Origin of the sequence: Streptomyces zaehneri (assembly GCF_032248645.1) — a bacterium.
GTDB lineage: Bacteria > Actinomycetota > Actinomycetes > Streptomycetales > Streptomycetaceae > Streptomyces > Streptomyces coriariae.
Genome location: NZ_JASTTJ010000010.1, coordinates 154519 through 175611, shown reverse-complemented (window position 1 = coordinate 175611; position 21093 = coordinate 154519). Strand labels below are relative to the sequence as shown.

Below are 21093 nucleotides of genomic sequence, written 5' to 3'. Positions count from 1 at the left end.
TCTCGTCACATTCCTCGTCGGGGAGGGGCGTGCGTACCCGCTCCCTGGCCGCCGGCCGCCACCTGCCGCAGATGCGGGTTGGTGGCGCGCTCCTGGCCGATGGTCGTCTGGGGGCCGTGGCCGGACAGCACCACGGTCGAGTCCTCGAGCGGCAGGCACACGCGGGCCAGCGAGTCGAGCATCTCGGCCATGTCGCCGCCGGGCAGGTCGGTGCGTCCGATGGAGCCGGCGAACAGCAGATCCCCGGAGAAGAAGACCGACGGGACGTCGGCCGTCTCGGGCATCCGGAAGGTCACCGACCCCTTGGTATGGCCCGGCGCATGGGCGACGGAGAACTCCAGACCGGCCAGGTCCAGTCCCACGCCGTCGGTCAGCGCACGGACGTCGTCCGGCTCCCCCACGGTCAGCTCGCCCATCAGCGGCATCCCGATGGACCGGCCGAGCGCCTTCTCGGGGTCGCTCATCATGTAGCGGTCCTCGGGGTGGATCCAGGCCGGTACGTCGTGCGCTCCGCACACCGGGACGACCGAGGCCACGTGGTCGATGTGGCCGTGGGTGAGGACGACGGCAACGGGCTTGAGCCGATGCTTCCTGATCGCTTCCTCGACTCCCGGGGCCGCCTGGTGGCCCGGGTCGATGATCACGCACTCCTCACCGGCGGCGGGGGCGACGAGATAACAGTTCGTCCCCCAGGCCCCGGCGGGGAACCCGGCAATGAGCACGATCGTCCTTCGTTTGTGTCGATACGCGTGGGCTTCTGGGCGGCTGCGCCAGTGGTCAGAGCCTACCGGCGCTGCCGATTCCTCAGCGAACCCATATACGGTACGGGGCACACGCAGGCGGTCGGCTCACAAGACGCACGCGTCCCAGTCGACGTACGAGACGCACGAGGAGAGAACCCGGTGGTCACCCAGGAACAGCGGAAGCGTCAGCTCGCCCGGGAGAAGTTCTTGCGGCAGCAGCAGCGGCGCACCTCCGCGCGACGCAAGGCGCGTGCGCGCAACTCGGTGATCGCGTCGGTGCTCGGCGTGATCATCATCGGCAGCGTCGCGCTGTACGCGACCGGCGTCATGAAGGACGACGACAAGGCGAACGCCAGCTCGCAGACGACTCCGTCCGCGACGCCCAGCGCCGTCAAGGACCCGTGCGAGAAGGCGGCCGCGGGCTCGGTCAAGACGCAGACCTGGAAGAAGGAGCCGGCGGTCACGATCGACAAGTCGGCGAAGTACACGATGACCCTCGCGACGACGTGCGGGGACATCGGCATAGCGCTCAAGACGAAGGCCGCGCCGCACACGGTGAACTCGTTCAGCTTCCTCGCCGGCAAGGGCTACTTCGACCACACCAAGTGCCACCGTCTCACCACCAACGGCATCTACGTGCTGCAGTGCGGTGACCCGACGGGCAGCGGCAGCGGCGGTCCCGGCTACACCATCCCGGACGAGAACCTGAAGGACGCCAGCCTCAAGAACAACACCTACCCGGCGGGCACGATCGCGATGGCCAACACGGGTCAGGCGCACACCGGCGGCAGCCAGTTCTTCCTCGTCTACCAGGACAGTCAGCTGCCGCCGAGCTACACGCCGTTCGGTACGGTGTCGGCCGACGGCATGAAGGTGCTGACGAAGATCGCCGCCGCCGGTGAGAACACGGGCGCGGGTGACGGAGCCCCGAACGCGACGGTCGTGATCAACAAGGCGACGGTCACGAAATCCTGACGGCGATCCGACGACTAACGGGCGGTCAACTGCGCAATTTCGGTCGCGCTGGATGCGGACAGGCGGCCCGCCGGTCGCCTATGTTGGCCGTGACGAAACTGTGGACGATGCCCAGGGGCGCTGAAGCCCCTCGGAGGCATCATGTGGAGGAGGCGCTGTGAGCAGCGACCCGTGGGGCCGCGTCGACGAGACGGGGACCGTGTACGTGCGTACGGCCGACGGCGAGCAGGTGGTCGGTTCCTGGCAGGCAGGCTCCCCCGAGGAGGCGCTGGCCTATTTCGAGCGCAAGTACGAGGGCCTGGTTGTCGAGATCGGCCTCCTCGAGAAGCGGGTGAAGACCACCGATCTGTCGACCAAGGACGCCCAGGTCGCGATCGACCACATCCGCGAACAGGTCGACGCGCACCACGCGGTCGGTGATCTCCAGGCACTGCGGGACCGGCTGGACAAGCTGGTGGCGACCGTCGAGTCGCGGCGCGAGGAGCGCAAGCAGCAGCGGGCCAAGCAGTCCGACGAGGCCCGCAAGGCCAAGGAGGACCTGGTCACCGAGGCGGAGCAGCTGGCGCAGTCCGACCAGTGGCGCGCCGCCGGCGAGCGGCTGCGGTCGCTGGTGGACACCTGGAAGGGGCTGCCGCGTCTCGACCGCAAGTCGGACGACGAGCTGTGGCACCGCTTCTCGCACGCGCGCTCGGCGTTCTCCAAGCGCCGCAAGGCGCACTTCGCGCAGCTGGACGCGCAGCGCGAGGAGGCCCGCCGGACCAAGGAGCGGCTGGTCTCCGAGGCCGAGGCACTGTCCGGTTCGTCGGACTGGGGTCCGACGGCGGCCCGCTACCGCGAGCTGATGGCGGAGTGGAAGGCGGCGGGCCGCGCCCAGCGCGAGCACGAGGACGACCTCTGGAACCGCTTCCGCGGCGCCCAGGACGTCTTCTTCGCCGCCCGCAGCTCGGTGTTCGCCGAGCGGGACGCGGAGCAGACGGAGAACCTGAAGCTCAAGGAGGAGCTGGCCGAGGAGGCCGAGAAGCTCCTGCCGATCGGTGACCTGAAGGCGGCGCGTGCCGCCTTCCGCTCGATCAACGAGCGCTGGGAGGCCATCGGCCATGTGCCGCGCGACGCCCGGCCGAAGGTCGAGGGCCGGATGCACGCCGTGGAGCGGGCGATGCAGGAGTCCGAGGAGGCCGAGTGGCGCCGGACGAACCCGGAGGCACGCGCGCGTGCCGCCGGTCTGACCGGTCAGCTCCAGGCCGCCGTGGACAAGCTGCGGACGCAGATCGACCAGGCTCGCGCCCAGGGCAACTCCGCGCGGGCCGACAAGCTGGAGCGTGAGCTGGAAGGCCGTCAGGCGCTGCTGGACCAGGCCCTGAAGGGTCTCCAGGAGTTCGGCGGCTGATCCCGGCTCCCGGCCCGTCCCGGTCACATGCGGCGAAGAGGCCCCCGTACATCGCGTACGGGGGCCTCTCGTGTGCTCGGCTACGGCCTGCGCGCCGATGTCACCCGGTACACGTCGTAGACGCCCTCCACGCCGCGTACGGCCTTCAGGACATGCCCCAGGTGCTTGGGGTCGCCCATCTCGAAGGTGAAGCGGGAGGTGGCCACCCGGTCGCGGGAGGTCTGGACCGCGGCGGACAGGATGTTGACGTGCTGGTCGGACAGCACCCGCGTGACGTCCGAGAGGAGCCGGGACCGGTCCAGGGCCTCGACCTGGATGGCGACCAGGAAGACCGAGGACTGGGTGGGCGCCCACTCGACCTCGAGGATGCGCTCCGGCTCGCGGGAGAGTGACTCCACGTTGACGCAGTCGCTGCGGTGAACCGATACGCCACTACCGCGCGTGACGAAGCCGATGATCGGGTCGCCGGGTACGGGCGTACAGCAGCGGGCCAGCTTGACCCAGACGTCGTCGACGCCCTTGACGACCACACCGGGGTCCTGGTTGCTGCGCCGCTTGCGGCCACGGCTGCGGGACGGGACCGTCTCGTCGATCTCCTCGGTGGCCGCCTCCTCGCCGCCGAGGGCCTGCACCAGTTTCTGCACGACGTTCTGCGCGGCCACATGGCCCTCGCCGATCGCCGCGTACAGCGAGGAGATGTCCGGGTAGCGCATCTCGTGCGCCAGCGTGACCAGCGAGTCACCGGTGAGGATCCGCTGGATCGGCAGGTTCTGCTTGCGCATCGCGCGCGCGATGGCGTCCTTGCCCTGCTCGATGGCCTCGTCGCGGCGCTCCTTGGAGAACCAGGCCCGGATCTTGTTGCGGGCACGCGGCGACTTCACGAAGTTCAGCCAGTCCCGGGACGGCCCGGCCCCGGCCGCCTTGGAGGTGAAGACCTCCACCAGGTCGCCGTTGTCCAGGGTCGACTCCAGCGGGACGAGGCGTCCGTTGACGCGGGCTCCTATGGTGCGGTGGCCCACCTCGGTGTGCACCGCGTACGAGAAGTCCACGGGCGTGGCGCCGGCCGGCAGCGCTATCACGTCGCCCTTCGGCGTGAAGACGAAGACCTCGTTGCGCGACAGGTCGAAGCGCAGGGACTCCAGGAACTCGCCGGGGTCCTCGGTCTCCTTCTGCCAGTCGAGGAGCTGGCGCAGCCACGCCATGTCGTTGAGGTGGTCGTCCTTGCCGGTGGTCCTCGGCTGGTCCGAGCGCACCTTGGAGGCGCCGGCGACGGCCTCCTGCTTGTACTTCCAGTGCGCTGCGATGCCGTACTCGGCGCGGCGGTGCATGTCGAAGGTGCGGATCTGGAGTTCGACCGGCTTGCCGTTGGGGCCGATGACCGTCGTGTGCAGCGACTGGTACATGTTGAACTTGGGCATCGCGATGTAGTCCTTGAACCGGCCCGGGACCGGGTTCCATCGCGCGTGCACCGTGCCGAGGGCCGCGTAGCAGTCCCTGACCGTGTCCACGAGGACGCGGATGCCCACCAGATCGTAGATCTCCGCGAAGTCACGGCCGCGGACGATCATCTTCTGGTACACGCTGTAGTAGTGCTTCGGGCGGCCGGTCACGGTCGCCTTGATCCGCGCGGCGCGCAGGTCGGCCTGGACCTCGTCGGTCACTATGGCCAGATACTCGTCACGCTTCGGCGCCCGCTCGGCCACCAGTCGTACGATCTCGTCGTACATCTTGGGATAGAGGATCGCGAAGGCGAGGTCCTCCAGTTCCCACTTGATGGTGTTCATGCCGAGACGGTGGGCGAGCGGCGCGTAGATCTCGAGGGTCTCGCGCGCCTTCTTCTCCTGCTTCTCGCGCTTGAGGTATCGCATGGTGCGCATGTTGTGCAGCCGGTCGGCGAGCTTGATGACCAGGACGCGCGGGTCCTTGGCCATGGCGACGACCATCTTGCGCACGGTCTCGGCCTGCGCGGCCTCGCCGAACTTGACCTTGTCCAGCTTGGTGACGCCGTCGACGAGCAGGGCGACCTGGTCGCCGAAGTCGCGGCGCAGGTCCTCCAGGCCGTACTCGGTGTCCTCGACGGTGTCGTGCAGCAGGCCCGCCATGAGCGTGGCCGGATCCATGCCCAGCTCGGCGAGGATCGTGGTCACCGCGAGCGGGTGCGTGATGTACGGGTCGCCGCTCTTGCGCTTCTGACCTCGGTGCCAGCGCTCGGCGACCTGGTAGGACTTCTCGATCTGGCGCAGCGTCGCCGTCTCGATCTTGGGGTCGTTGCTGCGCACTATGCGCAGCAGCGGTTCCAGGACCGGGTTGTACGGGTTCTGGCGCTGGACGCCGAGCCGGGCGAGGCGCGCGCGGACGCGGTTGGAGGAGCCGGAACGGGCCGAAGGCTGCGCGGCGGCAGGCCGGCCGGCGGGCACCACCGAGGAGCCGTCGGGCCGGTCCGGCTTGGGCCGGGGCTGCTCGGCCGGCTTGTCGACCGGCGCGGACCGGTCGTGCTCGACCGCCCCACGGCCGTCGTCCTTCGCCTGCGACGCGGGCGTGGCCGCGGGGCCCGAGGCGGACTCGGGCTTGGCGGCGGTCAGGTGCTGGGCCTCGTCTGGCAAGAGGACTCCTCGTGCGCGATCCGGGTCCCCGGTCAGGCTCCGGAGCACCCATCGTAGCGATCCTGAGCTCCAGGATCGCCTTCAGGCCGATGTGAGGGCCGTCTACCGGAGAAACACAAGGGGCGGGCTCCGGATTCCTCCGGGCCCGCCCACTTGGCGTAAGACGGATTCTGGGACCGCGCTCAGATGGTGAGCAACGCCTCCAGAGGCGCTCCGCCGAGGGCCGCCTCCAGGCGGGGACGGCCGTCGAGGAAGCCCAGCTCCATCAGGACGGCGACGCCCGCGACCTGGGCGCCCGCCCGGTGGATGAGCTGGATCGACGCCTCGGCGGTGCCGCCGGTGGCGAGGACGTCGTCGACGATCAGCACCCGGTCGTCGGCGGACAGGTCCTCGGCGTGCACCTCGATCTCGGCCGAGCCGTACTCCAGGTCGTAGGCCTGGCCGAGGGTGGCTCCGGGGAGCTTGCCGGCCTTGCGGACGGGGATGAAGCCGAGGCCCGCCCGGACGGCGACCGGGGCGCCCAGGATGAAGCCCCGGGCCTCCAGCCCGACGACCTTGGTGGCACCGGTGCGCTCGGCGATCCCGGCGAACGCCTCGGTGAGCGCCGTGAACGCCACCGGGTCCGCCAGGAGCGGGGTGATGTCCTTGAACATCACCCCCGGCTCCGGGTAGTCGGCCACGTCACGGATGCGGCTGTGCAGCAGCGCCGTGATGTCGGTGAGCTCCGTCATCGGCGCTTCCCCGACGGACGGCCACGGCCCCGGCCCCGGGAAGCGGGCTGGTTGCGCGGCCCGACGACCGCGGCTTCGGCGTCCTCCGGCTCGTGGCCGTAGGTGTCGTCGCCGCGGTGCTGTGCGGGCGCCTCCTCGGCCGACGCCTGGGCGCGCTTGGCCAGGACACGCTTCTTCAGCGCCTTGATCTGCGGCTCGCGCTCCTTGAGGTCGGCGACGAGCGGCGTGGCGATGAAGATCGAGGAGTACGCGCCGGCCGCGAGGCCGACGAACAGCGACAGCGAGATGTCGTTGAGCGTGCCCGCGCCGAGGAAGCCGCCGCCGATGAACAGCAGTCCCGCCACCGGCAGCAGCGCGACGACCGTGGTGTTGATGGAACGGACCAGGGTGCCGTTGATCGAGCGGTTGGCGATCTCGCTGTAGGTGAAGCGGGTCTGCTTGGTGAGGTCCTTCGTCTGTTCCTTGAGGGAGTCGAAGACGACGACCGTGTCGTACAGCGAGTAGCCGAGGATCGTCAGCAGACCGATCACCGTGCCGGGCGTCACCTCGAAGCCGACGAGGGCGTAGATGCCGACCGTGATGGTGATGTCGTGGATCAGGGCGACGAGGGCCGCGATGGCCATGCGCCACTCGAAGGCGATGGCCAGGTAGATCACGACCAGCACCATGAAGATCGCGAGGCCCTGCCAGGCCTTGCTGGCGATCTGGTCGCCCCAGCTGGGACCGACCAGTTCGGCGGTGATCGTCTCCGGGTCGGCCTTGAAGTCCTTGGCCAGGTCGTTCTTGATCGCGGTGGACTGCTTGATGTCCATGCCGGCGATCTGGATGCGCATCGTGCCGTTGCCGAGCTTCTGCACGACCGCGTCATGGCCCGATGCCGACTTCGCGTACTCCTCGGCCTGGGAGACGGAGACGCTGGTCTTCTCGGTGGTGAAGACGGCGCCGCCCTGGAAGTCGATGCCCATGTTCAGGCCGCGCACCGCCAGGCCGACGATGGCCGTGATGGTGATCAGGATCGAGATGCCGTACCAGAGCTTGCGGTGGCCGATGAAGTCGTAGCTGATCTCGCCACGGTGCAGCCGGGCGCCGAGGTTACCGAGTTTCGACATCGCTCAGGCCTCCTTCGTCTCGACGGGGCCGGCGGCGGGACCGCCGGGACGGCGGGTGCGGCGCAGCGGCGGCTGGGCACCCAGGCTCTTCGGGTCGAGGCCGGACCACTTGTGGCCGCTCGCGAAGAACTTCCGCCGAGCGATGAGCGTCATCAGCGGCTTGGTGAAGAAGAAGACCACGACCACGTCCAGGACGGTGGTCAGGCCCAGTGTGAACGCGAAGCCCTGGACCTTGCCGACCGTGACGATGAAGAGCACCGCGGCGGCGAGGAACGACACGAAGTCGGAGACCAGGATGGTGCGCCGGGCACGCGGCCAGGCCCGCTCGACGGCGGGGCGCAGGGTACGGCCCTCGCGGATCTCGTCGCGGACGCGTTCGAAGTACACGATGAACGAGTCCGCCGTGATGCCGATGGCGACGATGGCGCCACAGACGGCGGGCAGGTTCAGCGCGAAGCCGATGGCCGGGCCGAGCAGCGCCATGAGCACGTAGGTGAGAGCCGCGGAGACCAGCAGCGAGGCGAGCGCGATGAGCGCCAGGCCACGGTAGTAGGCCACCAGGTAGATCACGACGAGCAGGAGGCCGATGGCGCCGGCCAGCAGACCGGCGTGCAGCTGGTCACCGCCGAGCGCCGCCGTCACCGTGGTCACGCTCTGCTCCTGGAAGGAGAGCGGGAGCGCACCGTAGGACAGCATGTTGGCGAGGCCCTGGGCCTCCTCCTGCGTGAAGCTGCCCGAGATCTGGGCCTGGCCGCCGGTGATGGAGGAGCTCACGTAGGGGCTGGAGACGACGTTGCCGTCGAGCACGATGCCGAACTCGTTCTGCGGCTGGGTGTTCTGCGCGAGCTGGCCGGTGATCGTGGCGAACTTCTTGGCGCCGGACTTGTTGAAGTCCATGGTGACCTGCCAGCCGGCGGCGGTCTGCGTGTCGTAGACGGCCTTGGCCTTGTCGACCTCGGTGCCGTCCACGGCGGCCGGGCCGAGCAGGTACTTGTACCAGACCTTGTCGATCTCACCGCAGGCCACGGTCGTGTCCTCGGGCTTGACGCCCTCGCCGGCCTTGGCCCGGACCGACTCCTTGGAGCAGTCCAGGGCGGCGTACTTGGCCTGCAGCGCGGCGTCGTCCGCGGTGACGGCGGCACCGCTGCTCGCGGAGGCCGACGGGCTGGCGGAGGTGCTCGCCTTGGCGCTCGCGGAGGCCGACGGGGTGGAGTCGGCCTTCAGCCCGTCGGTGACGGCGCGGCCCTGCGAGGTGGCGGAGGCCGACGGGGAGGACGAGGAGGTCGCCTTCTCACCGGTGCCGGAGGCGCTCGCCGAGGGGCTCGGAGAGGCGCTGGAGGAGCCGCTCGGGGACGCGCTCGGCGAGGCGGCGGCGGAGCCGGTGGCCTCCTGGGCCAGGACCGGACGGAAGTACAGCTTGGCGGTGGTGCCGACCTGCTCCCGGGCCTTCTCCGAGTTGGTGCCCTTGGGGATGTTCACGATGATGTTGTCGCTGCCCTGGGTCTGCACCTCCGCCTCGGAGACGCCCAGCCCGTTGACACGGCGGTTCATGATCTCGACCGCGGTGTCCATGTTGGCCTTGTTGATCGCGGATCCCTGGTCCGACTTCGCCTTCAGCGTGATGCTGGTGCCGCCGGCAAGGTCGATGCCGAGACGCGGGGTGGTGTGACCGGAGGCGAACATGCCTGCGGTGAGCCCCACGATGGCGATCAGGATCAGGACCAGCGAGCGCCCTGGCTTGCTCTGGGCACTCGCGCTCCGGCCCTTCTTAGGTGCTGCCACCTTCTCGTACTCCCTCTCGGGCCACCTCGCGCCGGGTCAGCGCGGCGGCGGCCATGACATGGTGTCGGGATCCCCTGGCGAGATGCGCGGACCCCGGCGCGGACGGGTGGGACCCGTGCGCGCCGGGGACACGGCTACTTCTTCGCGTCGGAGTCGCCGTCGGTCTTCTTCGGCTCTCCGGCGGCCTCGGCCTGCTCGGCGTCGGCGGTCTTCTCCTGCACCTCGTCGGTCGCGTCCTTCTTGCCGAAGTCGACGGCCTTGTCGTCGGAGGCGGCAGCTTCGTCGACGGAGTCGTCGGTCTCGGCGGACCCGGTGAGGGAGGAGGCGTCGTCCGGGACGACGTCGGAGTCGGACTTCAGGTCGTGCTCGATGCCGTGGACGATGCGGTTGTACTCGTCGTCGGTCAGGACGGCACCGATGGAGTTCTTCGCGAAGAGCAGGTCGACGCCCGGACCGGCGTCGAGGAGGACCGTGTCCTCGTTGACCTCCTTCACCGTCGCGTACATGCCCCCGATGGTGCGGACACCACTTCCGGGCTGCATGTCGTTTCGCATGCTGGCGGCCGCTTGCTGCTTCTTCTTGGCCGACCGGGTCATCAGGAACATGGCCCCGATGAGCACGATGAACGGGAGGAGGGTCACAGGACTCACGGGACGGACTTCCTTCGGACGACCGCGATGGTGGAGCGGCCTGTTGGATGGGGGTTGTGTGCTGCCGACAACGGCGGCATCGGCGGAGTCTAAGCGAGTCCGCGCGCATGGAACAACGCTCAGCATGGCACCTGGGTTCCTGACCCGGCCAACACCTCCGCCGCAGTCCTGCGCCTCACGCCCCGAACAGGTCCTGTTGTCCATTTCCCTGAGCCGGGGTGAGGCCGAGGTGCGCCCACGCGGCCGGGGTCGCCACCCGCCCTCGCGGGGTACGGGCGAGCAGTCCCTCCCTCACCAGGAAGGGCTCGGCCACCTCCTCCACGGTCTCACGCTCCTCCCCCACCGCCACGGCGAGCGTGGACAGACCGACCGGGCCGCCGCCGAACAGCTTCAGCAGGGCCTCCAGGACCCCGCGGTCGAGACGGTCCAGGCCGCGGCCGTCCACCTCGTAGACCTTCAGGGCGGCCTCCGCGATCGCGCGGGTGATCATCCCGTCGGCCTTGACCTGCGCGTAGTCGCGTACGCGGCGCAGCAGGCGGTTGGCGATCCGGGGGGTTCCGCGGGAGCGGCCGGCGATCTCGGCGGCCCCTGCGGTGTCGATCTCCACGTCGAGCAGGTCCGCGGAGCGGTGGATGACGCGCTGGAGTTCGGCGGGCTCGTAGAACTCCATGTGCGCCGTGAAACCGAAGCGGTCGCGCAGCGGGGGCGGCAGCAGGCCCGCGCGCGTGGTGGCGCCGACCAGCGTGAACGGGGGCAGCTCGAGCGGGATGGCGGTGGCGCCTGGGCCCTTGCCGACGATGACGTCGACGCGGAAGTCCTCCATCGCCATGTAGAGCATCTCCTCGGCGGGCCGCGACATGCGGTGGATCTCGTCGAGGAAGAGGACCTCGCCCTCCTGGAGGGAGGAGAGGATCGCCGCGAGGTCGCCCGCGTGCTGGATGGCGGGGCCGCTGGTGATGCGGATCGGAGCGTCCATCTCGGCGGCGATGATCATCGAGAGGGTGGTCTTGCCGAGACCCGGAGCGCCGGAGAGCAGCACATGGTCGGCGGTGGCGCCACGCGCGCGTGCGGCGCGCAGGACGAGGTCGAGCTGTTCGCGGACCTTCTCCTGGCCGATGAACTCGCCCAGGTCCTTGGGGCGCAGCGCGGCCTCGACCGCCTGGTCCTCACGGTCGGCGACAGAGCCGACCAACCGCTCCGGGGCGGTCTCTTCGGTCGTGTCGTCCCAGTTCACTGACGTCTCCTAGCGGGCGCGGTTCAGGGTCTGAAGGGCGGCCTTGAGGAGGTGGCCCACCTGGGGCGCGCCGGCCGCGGCCTCGGCCTGCGGGGTCACGGCGGCGACCGCCTCGTCGGCCTCGCGGCTCGCGTAGCCGAGGCCGATCAGGGCGGCGTGCAGCTGGTCGCGCCAGCCGCTGGTGACCGGTGCGCCGACCACGGGGGCGCCGATCGGCTCACCCAGGCGGTCCTTCAGTTCCAGCAGCAGCTTCTGGGCGCCCTTCTTGCCGATGCCCGGCACCGCGATGAGGGCCTTCTCGTCACCGGTGGCCACCGCGCGGCGCAGGGCGTCCGGCGCATGCACCGCCAGCATGGCCTGGGCCAGCCGGGGGCCGACCCCGCTCGCCGTCTGGAGCAGCTCGAAGACCTGGCGCTCGTCGTCGTCCACGAAGCCGTACAGGGTCAGCGAGTCCTCCCGTACGACGAGGGAGGTGGCGAGCTTGGCCGGCCGGCCGAGCCGGAGCGTGGACAGCGTGTTCGGCGAGCACTGGATGGCCATGCCCACGCCACCCACCTCGACCACGGCGGTGTCGGGAGCGAGGGCGGCGACGGTGCCGCTGACGAAGGCGATCATGTCGTACGGCCTTTCGGTGTCGTCTGTGCTGAGGCCGTGTGCAGGGCGACGGCCCGCTGGAGCCGGTTCTGCGCGGGGCCGCGCCAGATGTGGCAGATGGCGAGCGCGAGGGCGTCGGCGGCGTCGGCGGGCTTGGGCGGCGCGTCGAGCCGCAGCAGGCGCGTGACCATCGCGCCGATCTGGGCCTTGTCCGCGCGTCCGCTGCCGGTGACGGCGGCCTTGACCTCGCTCGGGGTGTGCAGGGCGACGGGGATGCCGCGGCGGGCGGCGCACAGCATCGCGACGGCGCTGGCCTGGGCGGTGCCCATGACCGTGCGGACGTTGTGCTGGCTGAACACGCGCTCCACGGCGACGAATTCGGGGCGGTACTCGTCGAGCCACCGCTCCATTCCCTGTTCGATGCCGACGAGGCGCTGCCCCAACTCGGCGTCCGCGGGCGTGCGTACGACACCCACGCCGAGCATGGTGAGCGGCCGGCCCGCGACCCCCTCGACGACACCGACGCCGCATCGCGTCAGTCCGGGGTCCACCCCCAATACCCGCACGGGCCTTCCCCTCTTCGCGGCCGGACCGCCGCAGCGGTCCATCGAACGTGGCCGGTGATCTCTGACGTTCGCCAGGCTATCCGCTGCCACCGACAACGACGTCGGGCCGGTGGGACGTGTCCCCACCGGCCCGACGGATCCGCTCAGCTCGCGGCGGGGCTACGCGTCGACCTTCTCCATGACCTCGTCGCTGACGTCGAAGTTGGCGAAGACGTTCTGTACGTCGTCGCTGTCCTCGAGCGCGTCGATCAGCTTGAAGATCTTCCGCGCGCCGTCCTCGTCGAGCTCGACCTGCATGGTCGGGACGAAGTTGGCCTCGGCGGAGTCGTAGTCGATGCCGGCCTCCTGGAGCGCGGTGCGCACCGCGACCAGGTCTGTGGCCTCGGAGAGGACCTCGAAGGTCTCACCAAGGTCGTTGACCTCTTCGGCGCCCGCGTCGAGCACGGCACCGAGGACGTCGTCCTCGGCCAGCTCACCCTTGGGGACGATGACGACGCCCTTGCGGTTGAAGAGGTACGACACCGAGCCCGGGTCGGCCATGGATCCGCCGTTGCGGGTCATGGCGACGCGGACGTCGGAGGCGGCGCGGTTGCGGTTGTCGGTGAGGCACTCGATGAGCACCGCGACGCCGTTCGGCCCGTAGCCCTCGTACATGATCGTCTCGTAGTCGGCGCCGCCGGCCTCGAGACCGGCGCCGCGCTTCACCGCGGAGTCGATGTTCTTGTTCGGTACCGAGCTCTTCTTGGCCTTCTGGATGGCGTCGAACAGCGTCGGGTTGCCGGACACGTCCGCGCCACCGGTACGGGCCGCGACTTCGATGTTCTTGATCATCTTCGCGAAGAGCTTGCCGCGCTTGGCGTCGATCACGGCCTTCTTGTGCTTCGTCGTAGCCCATTTAGAGTGGCCGGACATCTGCCTGTCTCCTTCGCGTAACCCGCCTGATCCGAACTCCCGCAGACCTCGGGGATCTGGGGACCCCCCAGATCCTACAAGGAGTCCGTCACCCGGTTCGCGCGCACCATGTCGACGAACAGGGCGTGCACACGGTGGTCGCCGGTCAGTTCCGGGTGGAACGACGTGGCGAGCGCGTTGCCCTGGCGGACGGCCACGATGTGGCCCTCGTGCTCGGCCAGCACCTCGGCCTCGGCACCGACGGACTCGACCCAGGGGGCGCGGATGAACACGCCCTCCACCGGCTCGCCCGCGATCCCGTGCACGTCGAGGGCGGCCTCGAAGGACTCGTTCTGCCGCCCGAACGCGTTGCGGCGCACGATCATGTCGATGCCACCGACGGTCTCCTGGCCCGAGCGCGGGTCGAGGATCTTGTCGGCGAGCAGGATCATGCCCGCGCAGGTTCCGTAGACGGGCATTCCGTCCCGCACACGCGCGCGAAGGGGCTCCATCACGCCGAAGAGGACGGCCAGCTTGGAGATGGTGGTCGACTCACCGCCGGGGATGACGAGACCGTCGACCTCGGCGAGTTCCTCGGGGCGCCGCACCGGCCTGGCCACGGCGTCGGCCGCGGCCAGGGCGATGAGGTGCTCCCGGACGTCGCCCTGGAGTGCCAGGACACCTATGACGGGGGCTTCGTGACTCATGACAGCGACTACCAGCCGCGGTTGGCGTAGCGCTCGGCCTCGGGCAGGGTGTCGCAGTTGATGCCGACCATGGCCTCGCCCAGGTTGCGGGACGCGTCCGCGATGATCTTCGGGTCGTCGTAGAAGGTGGTGGCCTTCACGATGGCGGCGGCGCGCTTGGCCGGGTCGCCGGACTTGAAGATGCCGGAGCCGACGAAGACGCCCTCGGCGCCGAGCTGGCGCATCAGCGCGGCGTCGGCCGGGGTCGCGACACCACCGGCGGAGAACAGCACCACGGGGAGCTTGCCGAGCTCGGCGACCTCCTTGACCAGCTCGTACGGGGCGCGCAGGTCCTTGGCGGCGGCGTACAGCTCGTTGTTGTCGAAGCCGCGCAGCCGGGCGATCTCGTTCTTGATCTGGCGCAGGTGACGGACGGCCTCGACGACGTTGCCGGTGCCGGCCTCGCCCTTGGAACGGATCATCGCGGCGCCCTCGGCGATGCGGCGCAGGGCCTCGCCCAGGTTGGTGGCGCCACAGACGAAGGGGGTGGTGAACGCCCACTTGTCGGAGTGGTTGACCTCGTCGGCCGGAGTGAGGACCTCGGACTCGTCGATGTAGTCGACGCCGAGCGACTGGAGGACCTGGGCCTCGACGAAGTGGCCGATACGGGACTTGGCCATCACCGGGATGGAGACCGCCTCGATGATCTCCTCGATCATGTTGGGGTCCGACATCCGGGCCACGCCGCCGTCCTTGCGGATGTCGGCAGGAACCCGCTCCAGCGCCATGACGGCCACGGCGCCGGCGTCCTCGGCGATCTTCGCCTGCTCGGCGTTGACCACGTCCATGATCACGCCGCCCTTGAGCTGCTCGGCCATACCGCGCTTCACGCGCGCGGTGCCGGTCTCGGGGGTCTGGTTTTCGGAGATCGTGCTGGACACGGGGTGACCTCACTCGTCGGAAAATGGGGGGCTTCGGCAGCAACGAGGAAACGCGAGTGGACCAGTCCACAGCAAGGGCCAATGGAAAGCCCGTGGATCCTTTTGGTGGATCATGTGGCCCGCACCGGCCCCACCGACCGGCCTCGCCGGCCGATCGCGCGGGTCGCGCCGCTCTCCCTGGTCGCAGTTCTCCCGGACCGGCACCCCGGACCGGCACCCCGGGCCCGTCCGGCGGCAGGACCGGCGCCCGCCCTCCGTCCTCGGCTCAGGCCGCGCGGTCAGCGAGGGCGGGCGGCGGTTCGTCGTCCATCTCGAAAGCCATCGGGAACGGGGCGTGGCCGGCCAGCCGGAACCAGCGGACCTTGCGGTGCTCGCGCAGTCTGCGGACCGCGCCCACGGCGTCGTTGTGGAAGCGCCGGGCCATGGGGACCCGGCGGACGGCCTCGGTGAGCTCGCGGGCCGCCGCGTCTCCTCCGGGCGCCTCGCGTACGACGTCCAGCTGCCGCGCGTCCGCGAAGACGGCCCGCAGGGCCTGGCTGAGGTCGCTCTCGGCGACCTCCCGCTGCTCCTCCTCGGCCTGCCGCGCCGCGTGCGCGGCCTCGTACAGGACGATCGAGGCGGCAGGGTCGAGCACCTTGGAGGTGGCCAGTTCCTGGGCCACGGACGCCCGGCGCAGCAGCTGTGCGTCCAGCGCCGCGCGGGCGGCGTCGATGCGGGCGTGCAGCCGGTCCAGCCGTCCCGCCGTCCAGCTCAGGTACAGGCCGATCGCGACGAGGACGACCAGGGTCCAGATCAGGGTTGCGGTCACGGGCGGCAAGGCTACCCGTGACCTTCACGTCGGCGGGGCGGGGTCAGTCCCGCGCCAGCCCGAGCCGGGCCCGCAGACCCGGCGATCCACGGTCGTCATCTGCCGCCACCGCCGCCGCGCCGGCCGTCACCGTCTCGTACACCGACAGGATGTCCGCGCCGACGGTCGACCAGTCGAAGCGCCGTACGTGCGCGCTGCCCCGCTCCCGCAGCTCGCCTCTGCGCTCCGGGTCGCCCAGGAGCCGTACCGCCGCCTCGGCCAGGGCGTCCGCGTCCTCGTTGGCGAACAGCTCGCCGGCCGCGCCCTGGTCGAGGACCTGGGCGAAGGCGTCCAGGTCGGAGGCGAGCACCGGAGCCCCGGCCGACATGGCCTCGACGAGGATGATGCCGAAGCTCTCACCGCCGGTGTTGGGGGCGACGTACAGGTCGACGCTGCGCAGGAAGCGCGCCTTGTCCTCGTCGCTGATCATGCCGAGGAACTCCACACGCGCGTGCAGCTCCTTGGGCAGGCTCTCCACCGCCTCCTTCTCGTCGCCGCGGCCGGCGACCAGCAGCCGGGCGTCCGGGCGCTCGGCGAAGATCTTCGGCAGGGCGCGCATCAGCACGGGCAGGCCCTTGCGGGGCTCGTCGATGCGCCCGACGAAGCCGATCGTGTCGCCCTGCCACTCGGGGTTGGGCTCGGCCCTGGCGAAGAAGTCGACGTCGACGCCGTTGGGGATGACGACCGCGTCCCCGCCGAGGTGCTCCACCAGCGTGCGCCGGGCGTACTCGCTCACCGCGATCCGCGCGCTGATCTTCTCCAGGGCGGCCTGGAGGATGGAGTAGGCGGCGATCATGGCGCGCGAGCGCGGGTTGGACGTGTGGAAGGTGGCCACGATCGGGCCCGAGGCCGCCCAGCAGGTCAGCAGGCCGAGCGACGGCGAGGTCGGCTCGTGGATGTGGACGACGTCGAACGCGCCGTCGTGCAGCCAGCGCCGCACGCGCGCGGCGGACAGGAAACCGAAGTTGAGGCGCGCCACCGAGCCGTTGTACGGCACGGGGACCGCGCGGCCGGCCGAGACGACGTACGGCGGCAGCGGGGTGTCGTCGTCGGCCGGGGCCAGGACGGACACCTCGTGGCCGAGCCGGATGAAGTACTCGGCGAGATCGCGGATGTGGAACTGGACGCCGCCCGGCACATCCCAGGAGTACGGGCAGACGATGCCGATTCTCACGCGGGGTCCCCGTCCGACGGGCGGGGTTCCAGATCCGCGAGCCACAACCGCTGCAACATGTGCCAGTCCTCCGGGTGGTCGGCGATGCCGGTGGCGAAGGCGTCTGCCAGCGACTGTGTCATGACGGACGTCTTCTCGGCCCGCGTACCTGACTCGGGTACCTCGACCGGGGGATGCACCCGGCCCCGCATGACGGGGGTGTCGTCGTACCAGAGGGTGACGGGGAGCAGCAGAGCGCCGGTCTGCTGGGCGAGCAGGGCGGGTCCGGCCGGCATCGTGGCGGTGTCCCCGAAGAAGTCCACCTCGACCCCGGAGGCGGACAGGTCGCGCTCGGCGACCAGGCAGACCAGACCGCCGTCGCGCAGGCGCCTCGCCAGGGTGCCGAAGGCGCTGCCGCCGCTGTGCGGCAGCACCTCCATGCCGAGGCCCTCGCGGTAGGCGACGAACCGGTCGTACAGCGTCTCCGGCTTGAGACGCTCGGCGACCGTGGTGAAGGGCGTCCGCAGCTCGGTGGTGACCCAGGCGCCGGCCAGGTCCCAGTTGGCCATGTGCGGCAGGGCCAGGATGACGCCCCGGCCGGAGGCGATCCCGTCGGTCAGATGGTGCACGTCCTTGGGGACGAATCCGTTGCGGACCCGCTCGGCGCTCCAGGCCGGCAGCCGGAAGGACTCCATCCAGTACCGCAGATAGGAGCGCATCCCGGCGCGTGAGAGCTCGGCCAGGCGCTCGGGGCTCGCGTCGGGCACCACGCGCGCGTAGTTGCTCTCCAGCCGTCGCACTCCCTTGCCGCGCCGCTTCCAGGCGAGGTCGGCGACGGTGCGGCCGAGGCGTACGGCGACGGGCTCGGGAAGCTTCTTGACGGTGCTCCAGCCGAGGCCGTACAGCGCGTCGGCCAGGCGCTCCTGGGCGCTCACTTCGCGGCCTCGCTCCCCTGCGCCTCGTGTCCCTGGGACTCCGGGGTGTCCTGGGCCTCCTGGGCCGCGGCGGCCTCCGCCTCGGCCGACTCGCGCCGGACCGTGACGACCCGCTGGATCAGGGTGACGAGGCTGCCGACGGCGACGATCCACAGCGCGATCGGCAGCAGCACCTGGATGCCGGGCACGCCGAACGTGTGCAGACCCGCCAGGCCGGCCGCGACCAGGGAGATCACCAGGCGCTCGGCGCGCTCCACGAGCCCGTTGACGGCGACCGGCAGGCCGATCGACTCGCCCCGGGCCTTCGTGTACGACACCACCTGGCCGCTGGTCAGGCAGAAGATCGAGACGGCGCACAGGACGTTGTCGTCGCCGTTGCCCGCGTACCAGAGCGCGAAGCCGCCGAAGATCGCGCCGTCGGCGACCCGGTCCAGCGTGGAGTCCAGGAAGGCGCCCCAGCGGCTGGTCCGGCCGAGCTGGCGGGCCATGTTGCCGTCGACCAGGTCGGAGAAGACGAAGAGCGTGATCACGATCGTGCCCCAGAAGAACTCTCCCCTGGGGTAGAAGACCAGCGCGCCCGCGATCACGCCGGCCGTGCCGAGGAGCGTGACCGTGTCGGGGCTCACACCCCGGCGGATGAGAAACGCGGCGAACGGTGTGAGGACACGCGTGAAGAATGCACGCGCGTACTTGTTCAGCATGGCCTTCCCGAGGGTCGGTGTCGCCGTGCGGCCCCTGCTGGCCGCCGGCTGGCCCATCGTAGCCACGCGCGCGTGTGTGCGACGGTCGGGCACCCGGACCCCCGTGTCCCGGCCTGACGGCATCCGGGTCACGGCCGCGTCGCGTCCGCCGTATGGACGCGCCGTGGCGGGAGTGGAAAGCTCGAAGGACCGCGGGCGTCGCCGGAGCCGCCATCGCACGCGGGGCCGCCGTGCCCGCGCCCCCAGTGACCTCACCGTGTTCGGGAGGCAAGGAAAATGGGCGACAAGGCGAACGCACATCCCGGAGCCGCCGGCAGGGCTACAGCGGCCGACCACCCCGCGTCCGTACGGAATGTGGTGCTGGTCGGCCACTGCGGATCGGGCAAGACGACATTGGTGGAGGCTCTCGCGCTGACGGCGGGAGCGGTGAACCGGGCGGGCCGCGTGGAGGACGGCGGCACCGTCTCCGACTACGACGAGATCGAGCACCGGCAGCAGCGCTCGGTACAGCTCTCCCTGGTGCCCGTGGAATGGGACGGCATCAAGGTCAACGTCCTCGACACCCCCGGATACGCCGACTTCGTCGGAGAACTCAGGGCCGGTCTGCGCGCCGCGGACGCGGCCCTCTTCGTCGTCTCGGCGTCGGACGGCGTGGACGGCTCGACCCGGATGGTGTGGGAGGAGTGCGCGGCCGTCGGCATGCCCCGCGCGATCGTCGTCACCCACCTGGAGGCCGCCCGCGCGGACTTCGAGGAGATGACGCGCATCTGCGCCGAGGCCTTCGGCGGGGACGACCCGGACGCGGTCCTCCCGCTGTACCTGCCGCTGCACGGGCCCGAGGGGCCCGACGGGCACGCGCCCGTGACCGGACTGACCGGGCTGCTGTCCCGGAAGCTGTTCGACTACTCCACCGGCGAACGCAAGGAGTCCGAGCCGGGCGAGGACCAGCTGCCGGACATCGAGACGGCCCGCAACCGGCTGATCGAGGGGATCATCGCCGAGAGCGAGGACGAGACCCTCATGGACCGCTATCTCGGCGGCGAGCAGATCGACGTCAAGACGCTGATCGAGGACCTGGAGCGGGCCGTCGCGCGCGGCACGTTCTTCCCCGTGCTGGCGGCCGCCCCCGCCGCCGAGGGCGCCCGGCAGGGCCTCGGCACGGTGGAGCTGCTGGAACTGGTCACCAGGGGCTTCCCGACGCCCCTGGAGCGCCCGGCGCCCCGCGTGACGACGGTCGACGGCGAGCCGCGCGAGCTGACCTCGTGCGATCCGGACGGACCCCTGGTCGCGGAGGTCGTGAAGACCTCGTCCGACCCCTACGTGGGCCGTGTCTCGCTGGTCCGGGTCTTCTCCGGCACCCTGCACCCCGACGAGACCGTCCATGTCTCGGGGCACGGCCTCGCCGACCGCGGCCACGAGGATCACGACGTGGACGAACGCATCGGCGCCCTGTCCGCGCCGTTCGGCAAACAGCAGCGGAACCTGACGCACTGCATCGCGGGCGACCTCGCGTGTGTGGCGAAACTCGGCCGCGCGGAGACCGGCGACACCCTGTCCGCCAAGGGCGACCCGCTCCTCATGGAGCCCTGGCAGATGCCCGACCCGCTGCTGCCGCTCGCCATCCAGGCGCACAGCAAGGCCGACGAGGACAAGCTCTCGCAGGGCCTGGGCCGACTGGTCGCCGAGGACCCGACGATGCGCCTGGAACAGAACCAGCACACCCACCAGGTGGTCCTGTGGTGCCTGGGCGAGGCGCACGCGGACGTGGCCCTGGAACGGCTGCGTTCCCGCTACGGGGTCCAGGTCGACGTCGTCCCGCACAAGGTCCCCCTCCGGGAGACGTTCGCGGCGAAGTCCGGCGGGCGCGGACGGCACGTCAAGCAGTCCGGCGGACACGGCCAGTACGCCATCTGCGAGATCGAGGTGGAACCGCTGCCGGGCGGCACGGGCATCGAGTTCGTGGACAAGGTGGTCGGCGGCGCGGTGCCCCGGCAGTTCATCCCGTCCGTCGAGAAGGGCGTACGGGCACAGGCGGCCAAGGGGGTGGAGGCCGGGCATCCGCTGGTCGACATCCGGATCACCCTGCTCGACGGCAAGGCGCACTCGGTGGACTCCTCCGACGCCGCGTTCCAGACGGCCGGCGCGCTGGCGCTGCGGGAGGCGGCGGCGGAGGCGCGGATCCATCTGCTGGAGCCGGTGGCCGAGGTGACCGTCCTGGTCGGCGACGCGTACGTGGGCGCCGTGATGAGCGATCTGTCGGGGCGGCGCGGGCGGGTGCTGGGCACCGAGCAGACCGGCGGCGGGCGCACCCTCGTCAGGGCCGAGGTGCCCGAGATCGAGATCGGCCGGTACGCGGTCGACCTGCGCTCCCTCTCCCACGGCACGGCGCGTTTCCAGCGCGCGTACGCCCGGCACGAACCGATGCCGGCACAGGTCGCCGAGAAGGTCCGCCAACAGGCCCAGAGCGGCTGACGGTTGATGCCCGCCGGCCCTCAAGTGGCCGGTGGGGCACCGCAGTGGAACGTTTCCCTCCGATTCGGCGGGCGGCTTCGGCCGTCCGCCGAC

At 70.6% G+C, this 21093-nt stretch carries 19 protein-coding genes; 3 read left to right on the top strand and 16 right to left on the bottom strand.

The window, feature by feature from the left end; genetic code table 11:
* Positions 1-5: 5 nt before the first annotated feature.
* Positions 6-722 (bottom strand): MBL fold metallo-hydrolase, encoded by a 717-nt coding sequence (locus QQM72_RS18900; protein ID WP_314222035.1) that lies wholly within the window; start codon positions 720-722, stop codon positions 6-8.
* A gap of 180 nt (positions 723-902) precedes the next feature.
* Between QQM72_RS18900 and QQM72_RS18895 the strand changes: the two genes are divergently transcribed.
* Both QQM72_RS18895 and QQM72_RS18890 read left to right on the top strand, forming a co-directional pair.
* Entirely contained in the window at positions 903-1718 is an 816-nt protein-coding gene (locus QQM72_RS18895) for a peptidylprolyl isomerase (RefSeq protein ID WP_314222034.1), read from the top strand.
* A gap of 157 nt (positions 1719-1875) precedes the next feature.
* Positions 1876-3105 carry a DUF349 domain-containing protein gene (locus QQM72_RS18890; RefSeq protein WP_020128838.1) on the top strand — a complete coding sequence of 410 codons (1230 nt, stop codon included), beginning with the start codon at positions 1876-1878 and terminating at the stop codon, positions 3103-3105.
* An 80-nt stretch (positions 3106-3185) separates the two neighbouring features.
* On the opposite strand, the gene QQM72_RS18885 is transcribed toward QQM72_RS18890, so the two are convergent.
* From QQM72_RS18885 to pgsA, 15 genes are all read right to left on the bottom strand, one after another.
* Positions 3186-5708, bottom strand: coding sequence for a RelA/SpoT family protein (locus QQM72_RS18885; protein ID WP_020128837.1), 2523 nt, complete (start codon positions 5706-5708; stop codon positions 3186-3188).
* Positions 5709-5890: 182 nt separating this feature from the next.
* A complete protein-coding gene (locus QQM72_RS18880; RefSeq protein WP_314222033.1) occupies positions 5891-6439 on the bottom strand; it encodes an adenine phosphoribosyltransferase in 549 nt (182 codons plus the stop codon).
* Complete coding sequence (gene secF, locus QQM72_RS18875; protein WP_314222032.1) at positions 6436-7548, bottom strand: protein translocase subunit SecF; 1113 nt, start codon at positions 7546-7548, stop codon at positions 6436-6438. The genes QQM72_RS18880 and secF overlap by 4 nt, the downstream gene beginning before the upstream one ends.
* A 3-nt stretch (positions 7549-7551) precedes the next feature.
* Positions 7552-9330: a protein translocase subunit SecD gene (gene secD, locus QQM72_RS18870; protein WP_314222031.1), complete on the bottom strand. Its 1779-nt coding sequence runs from the start codon at positions 9328-9330 to the stop codon at positions 7552-7554.
* Positions 9331-9464: 134 nt separating this feature from the next.
* Positions 9465-9980: a preprotein translocase subunit YajC gene (gene yajC, locus QQM72_RS18865; protein ID WP_314222030.1), complete on the bottom strand. Its 516-nt coding sequence runs from the start codon at positions 9978-9980 to the stop codon at positions 9465-9467.
* A 175-nt stretch (positions 9981-10155) separates the two neighbouring features.
* Positions 10156-11214 carry a Holliday junction branch migration DNA helicase RuvB gene (gene ruvB / locus QQM72_RS18860; RefSeq protein WP_314222029.1) on the bottom strand — a complete coding sequence of 353 codons (1059 nt, stop codon included), beginning with the start codon at positions 11212-11214 and terminating at the stop codon, positions 10156-10158.
* 9 nt (positions 11215-11223) lie between these two features.
* Positions 11224-11829, bottom strand: a complete 606-nt coding sequence (gene ruvA, locus QQM72_RS18855) for a Holliday junction branch migration protein RuvA (RefSeq protein ID WP_314222028.1) — start codon at positions 11827-11829, stop codon at positions 11224-11226.
* On the bottom strand, positions 11826-12374 hold the full coding sequence (gene ruvC / locus QQM72_RS18850) for a crossover junction endodeoxyribonuclease RuvC (RefSeq protein ID WP_314222027.1): 549 nt from the start codon (positions 12372-12374) through the stop codon (positions 11826-11828). The genes ruvA and ruvC overlap by 4 nt, the downstream gene beginning before the upstream one ends.
* Before the next feature lie 159 nt (positions 12375-12533).
* A complete protein-coding gene (locus QQM72_RS18845; RefSeq protein WP_028806682.1) occupies positions 12534-13286 on the bottom strand; it encodes a YebC/PmpR family DNA-binding transcriptional regulator in 753 nt (250 codons plus the stop codon).
* A 74-nt stretch (positions 13287-13360) separates the two neighbouring features.
* Complete coding sequence (gene pdxT / locus QQM72_RS18840; protein ID WP_314222026.1) at positions 13361-13972, bottom strand: pyridoxal 5'-phosphate synthase glutaminase subunit PdxT; 612 nt, start codon at positions 13970-13972, stop codon at positions 13361-13363.
* A gap of 8 nt (positions 13973-13980) precedes the next feature.
* Complete coding sequence (gene pdxS / locus QQM72_RS18835) at positions 13981-14892, bottom strand: pyridoxal 5'-phosphate synthase lyase subunit PdxS (protein WP_171396135.1); 912 nt, start codon at positions 14890-14892, stop codon at positions 13981-13983.
* 265 nt (positions 14893-15157) lie between these two features.
* Positions 15158-15709 carry a LemA family protein gene (locus QQM72_RS18830; RefSeq protein WP_314222024.1) on the bottom strand — a complete coding sequence of 184 codons (552 nt, stop codon included), beginning with the start codon at positions 15707-15709 and terminating at the stop codon, positions 15158-15160.
* 34 nt (positions 15710-15743) lie between these two features.
* Entirely contained in the window at positions 15744-16913 is a 1170-nt protein-coding gene (locus QQM72_RS18825) for a glycosyltransferase family 4 protein (protein ID WP_314222023.1), read from the bottom strand.
* Positions 16910-17827: a phosphatidylinositol mannoside acyltransferase gene (locus tag QQM72_RS18820; RefSeq protein WP_314222022.1), complete on the bottom strand. Its 918-nt coding sequence runs from the start codon at positions 17825-17827 to the stop codon at positions 16910-16912. The genes QQM72_RS18825 and QQM72_RS18820 overlap by 4 nt, the downstream gene beginning before the upstream one ends.
* Entirely contained in the window at positions 17824-18585 is a 762-nt protein-coding gene (gene pgsA, locus QQM72_RS18815) for a phosphatidylinositol phosphate synthase (RefSeq protein ID WP_314222132.1), read from the bottom strand. Before pgsA ends, QQM72_RS18820 begins: the two co-directional genes overlap by 4 nt.
* A 219-nt stretch (positions 18586-18804) precedes the next feature.
* Between pgsA and QQM72_RS18810 the strand changes: the two genes are divergently transcribed.
* A complete protein-coding gene (locus tag QQM72_RS18810; protein ID WP_314222021.1) occupies positions 18805-21000 on the top strand; it encodes an elongation factor G-like protein EF-G2 in 2196 nt (731 codons plus the stop codon).
* The last annotated feature ends 93 nt before the right edge of the window (positions 21001-21093 follow it).

Excerpts from the sequence above, each read along its gene's own strand:
- QQM72_RS18880 (WP_314222033.1), bottom strand. The coding sequence starts at position 6,439 with ATGACGGAGCTCACCGACATCACGGCGCTGCTGCACAGCCGCATCCGT.
- secF (WP_314222032.1), bottom strand. The coding sequence starts at position 7,548 with ATGTCGAAACTCGGTAACCTCGGCGCCCGGCTGCACCGTGGCGAGATC.
- pdxT (WP_314222026.1), bottom strand. The coding sequence starts at position 13,972 with ATGAGTCACGAAGCCCCCGTCATAGGTGTCCTGGCACTCCAGGGCGAC.
- pgsA (WP_314222132.1), bottom strand. The coding sequence starts at position 18,585 with ATGGGCCAGCCGGCGGCCAGCAGGGGCCGCACGGCGACACCGACCCTC.
- ruvA (WP_314222028.1), bottom strand. The coding sequence starts at position 11,829 with ATGATCGCCTTCGTCAGCGGCACCGTCGCCGCCCTCGCTCCCGACACC.
- QQM72_RS18810 (WP_314222021.1), top strand. The coding sequence starts at position 18,805 with ATGGGCGACAAGGCGAACGCACATCCCGGAGCCGCCGGCAGGGCTACA.
- QQM72_RS18845 (WP_028806682.1), bottom strand. The coding sequence starts at position 13,286 with ATGTCCGGCCACTCTAAATGGGCTACGACGAAGCACAAGAAGGCCGTG.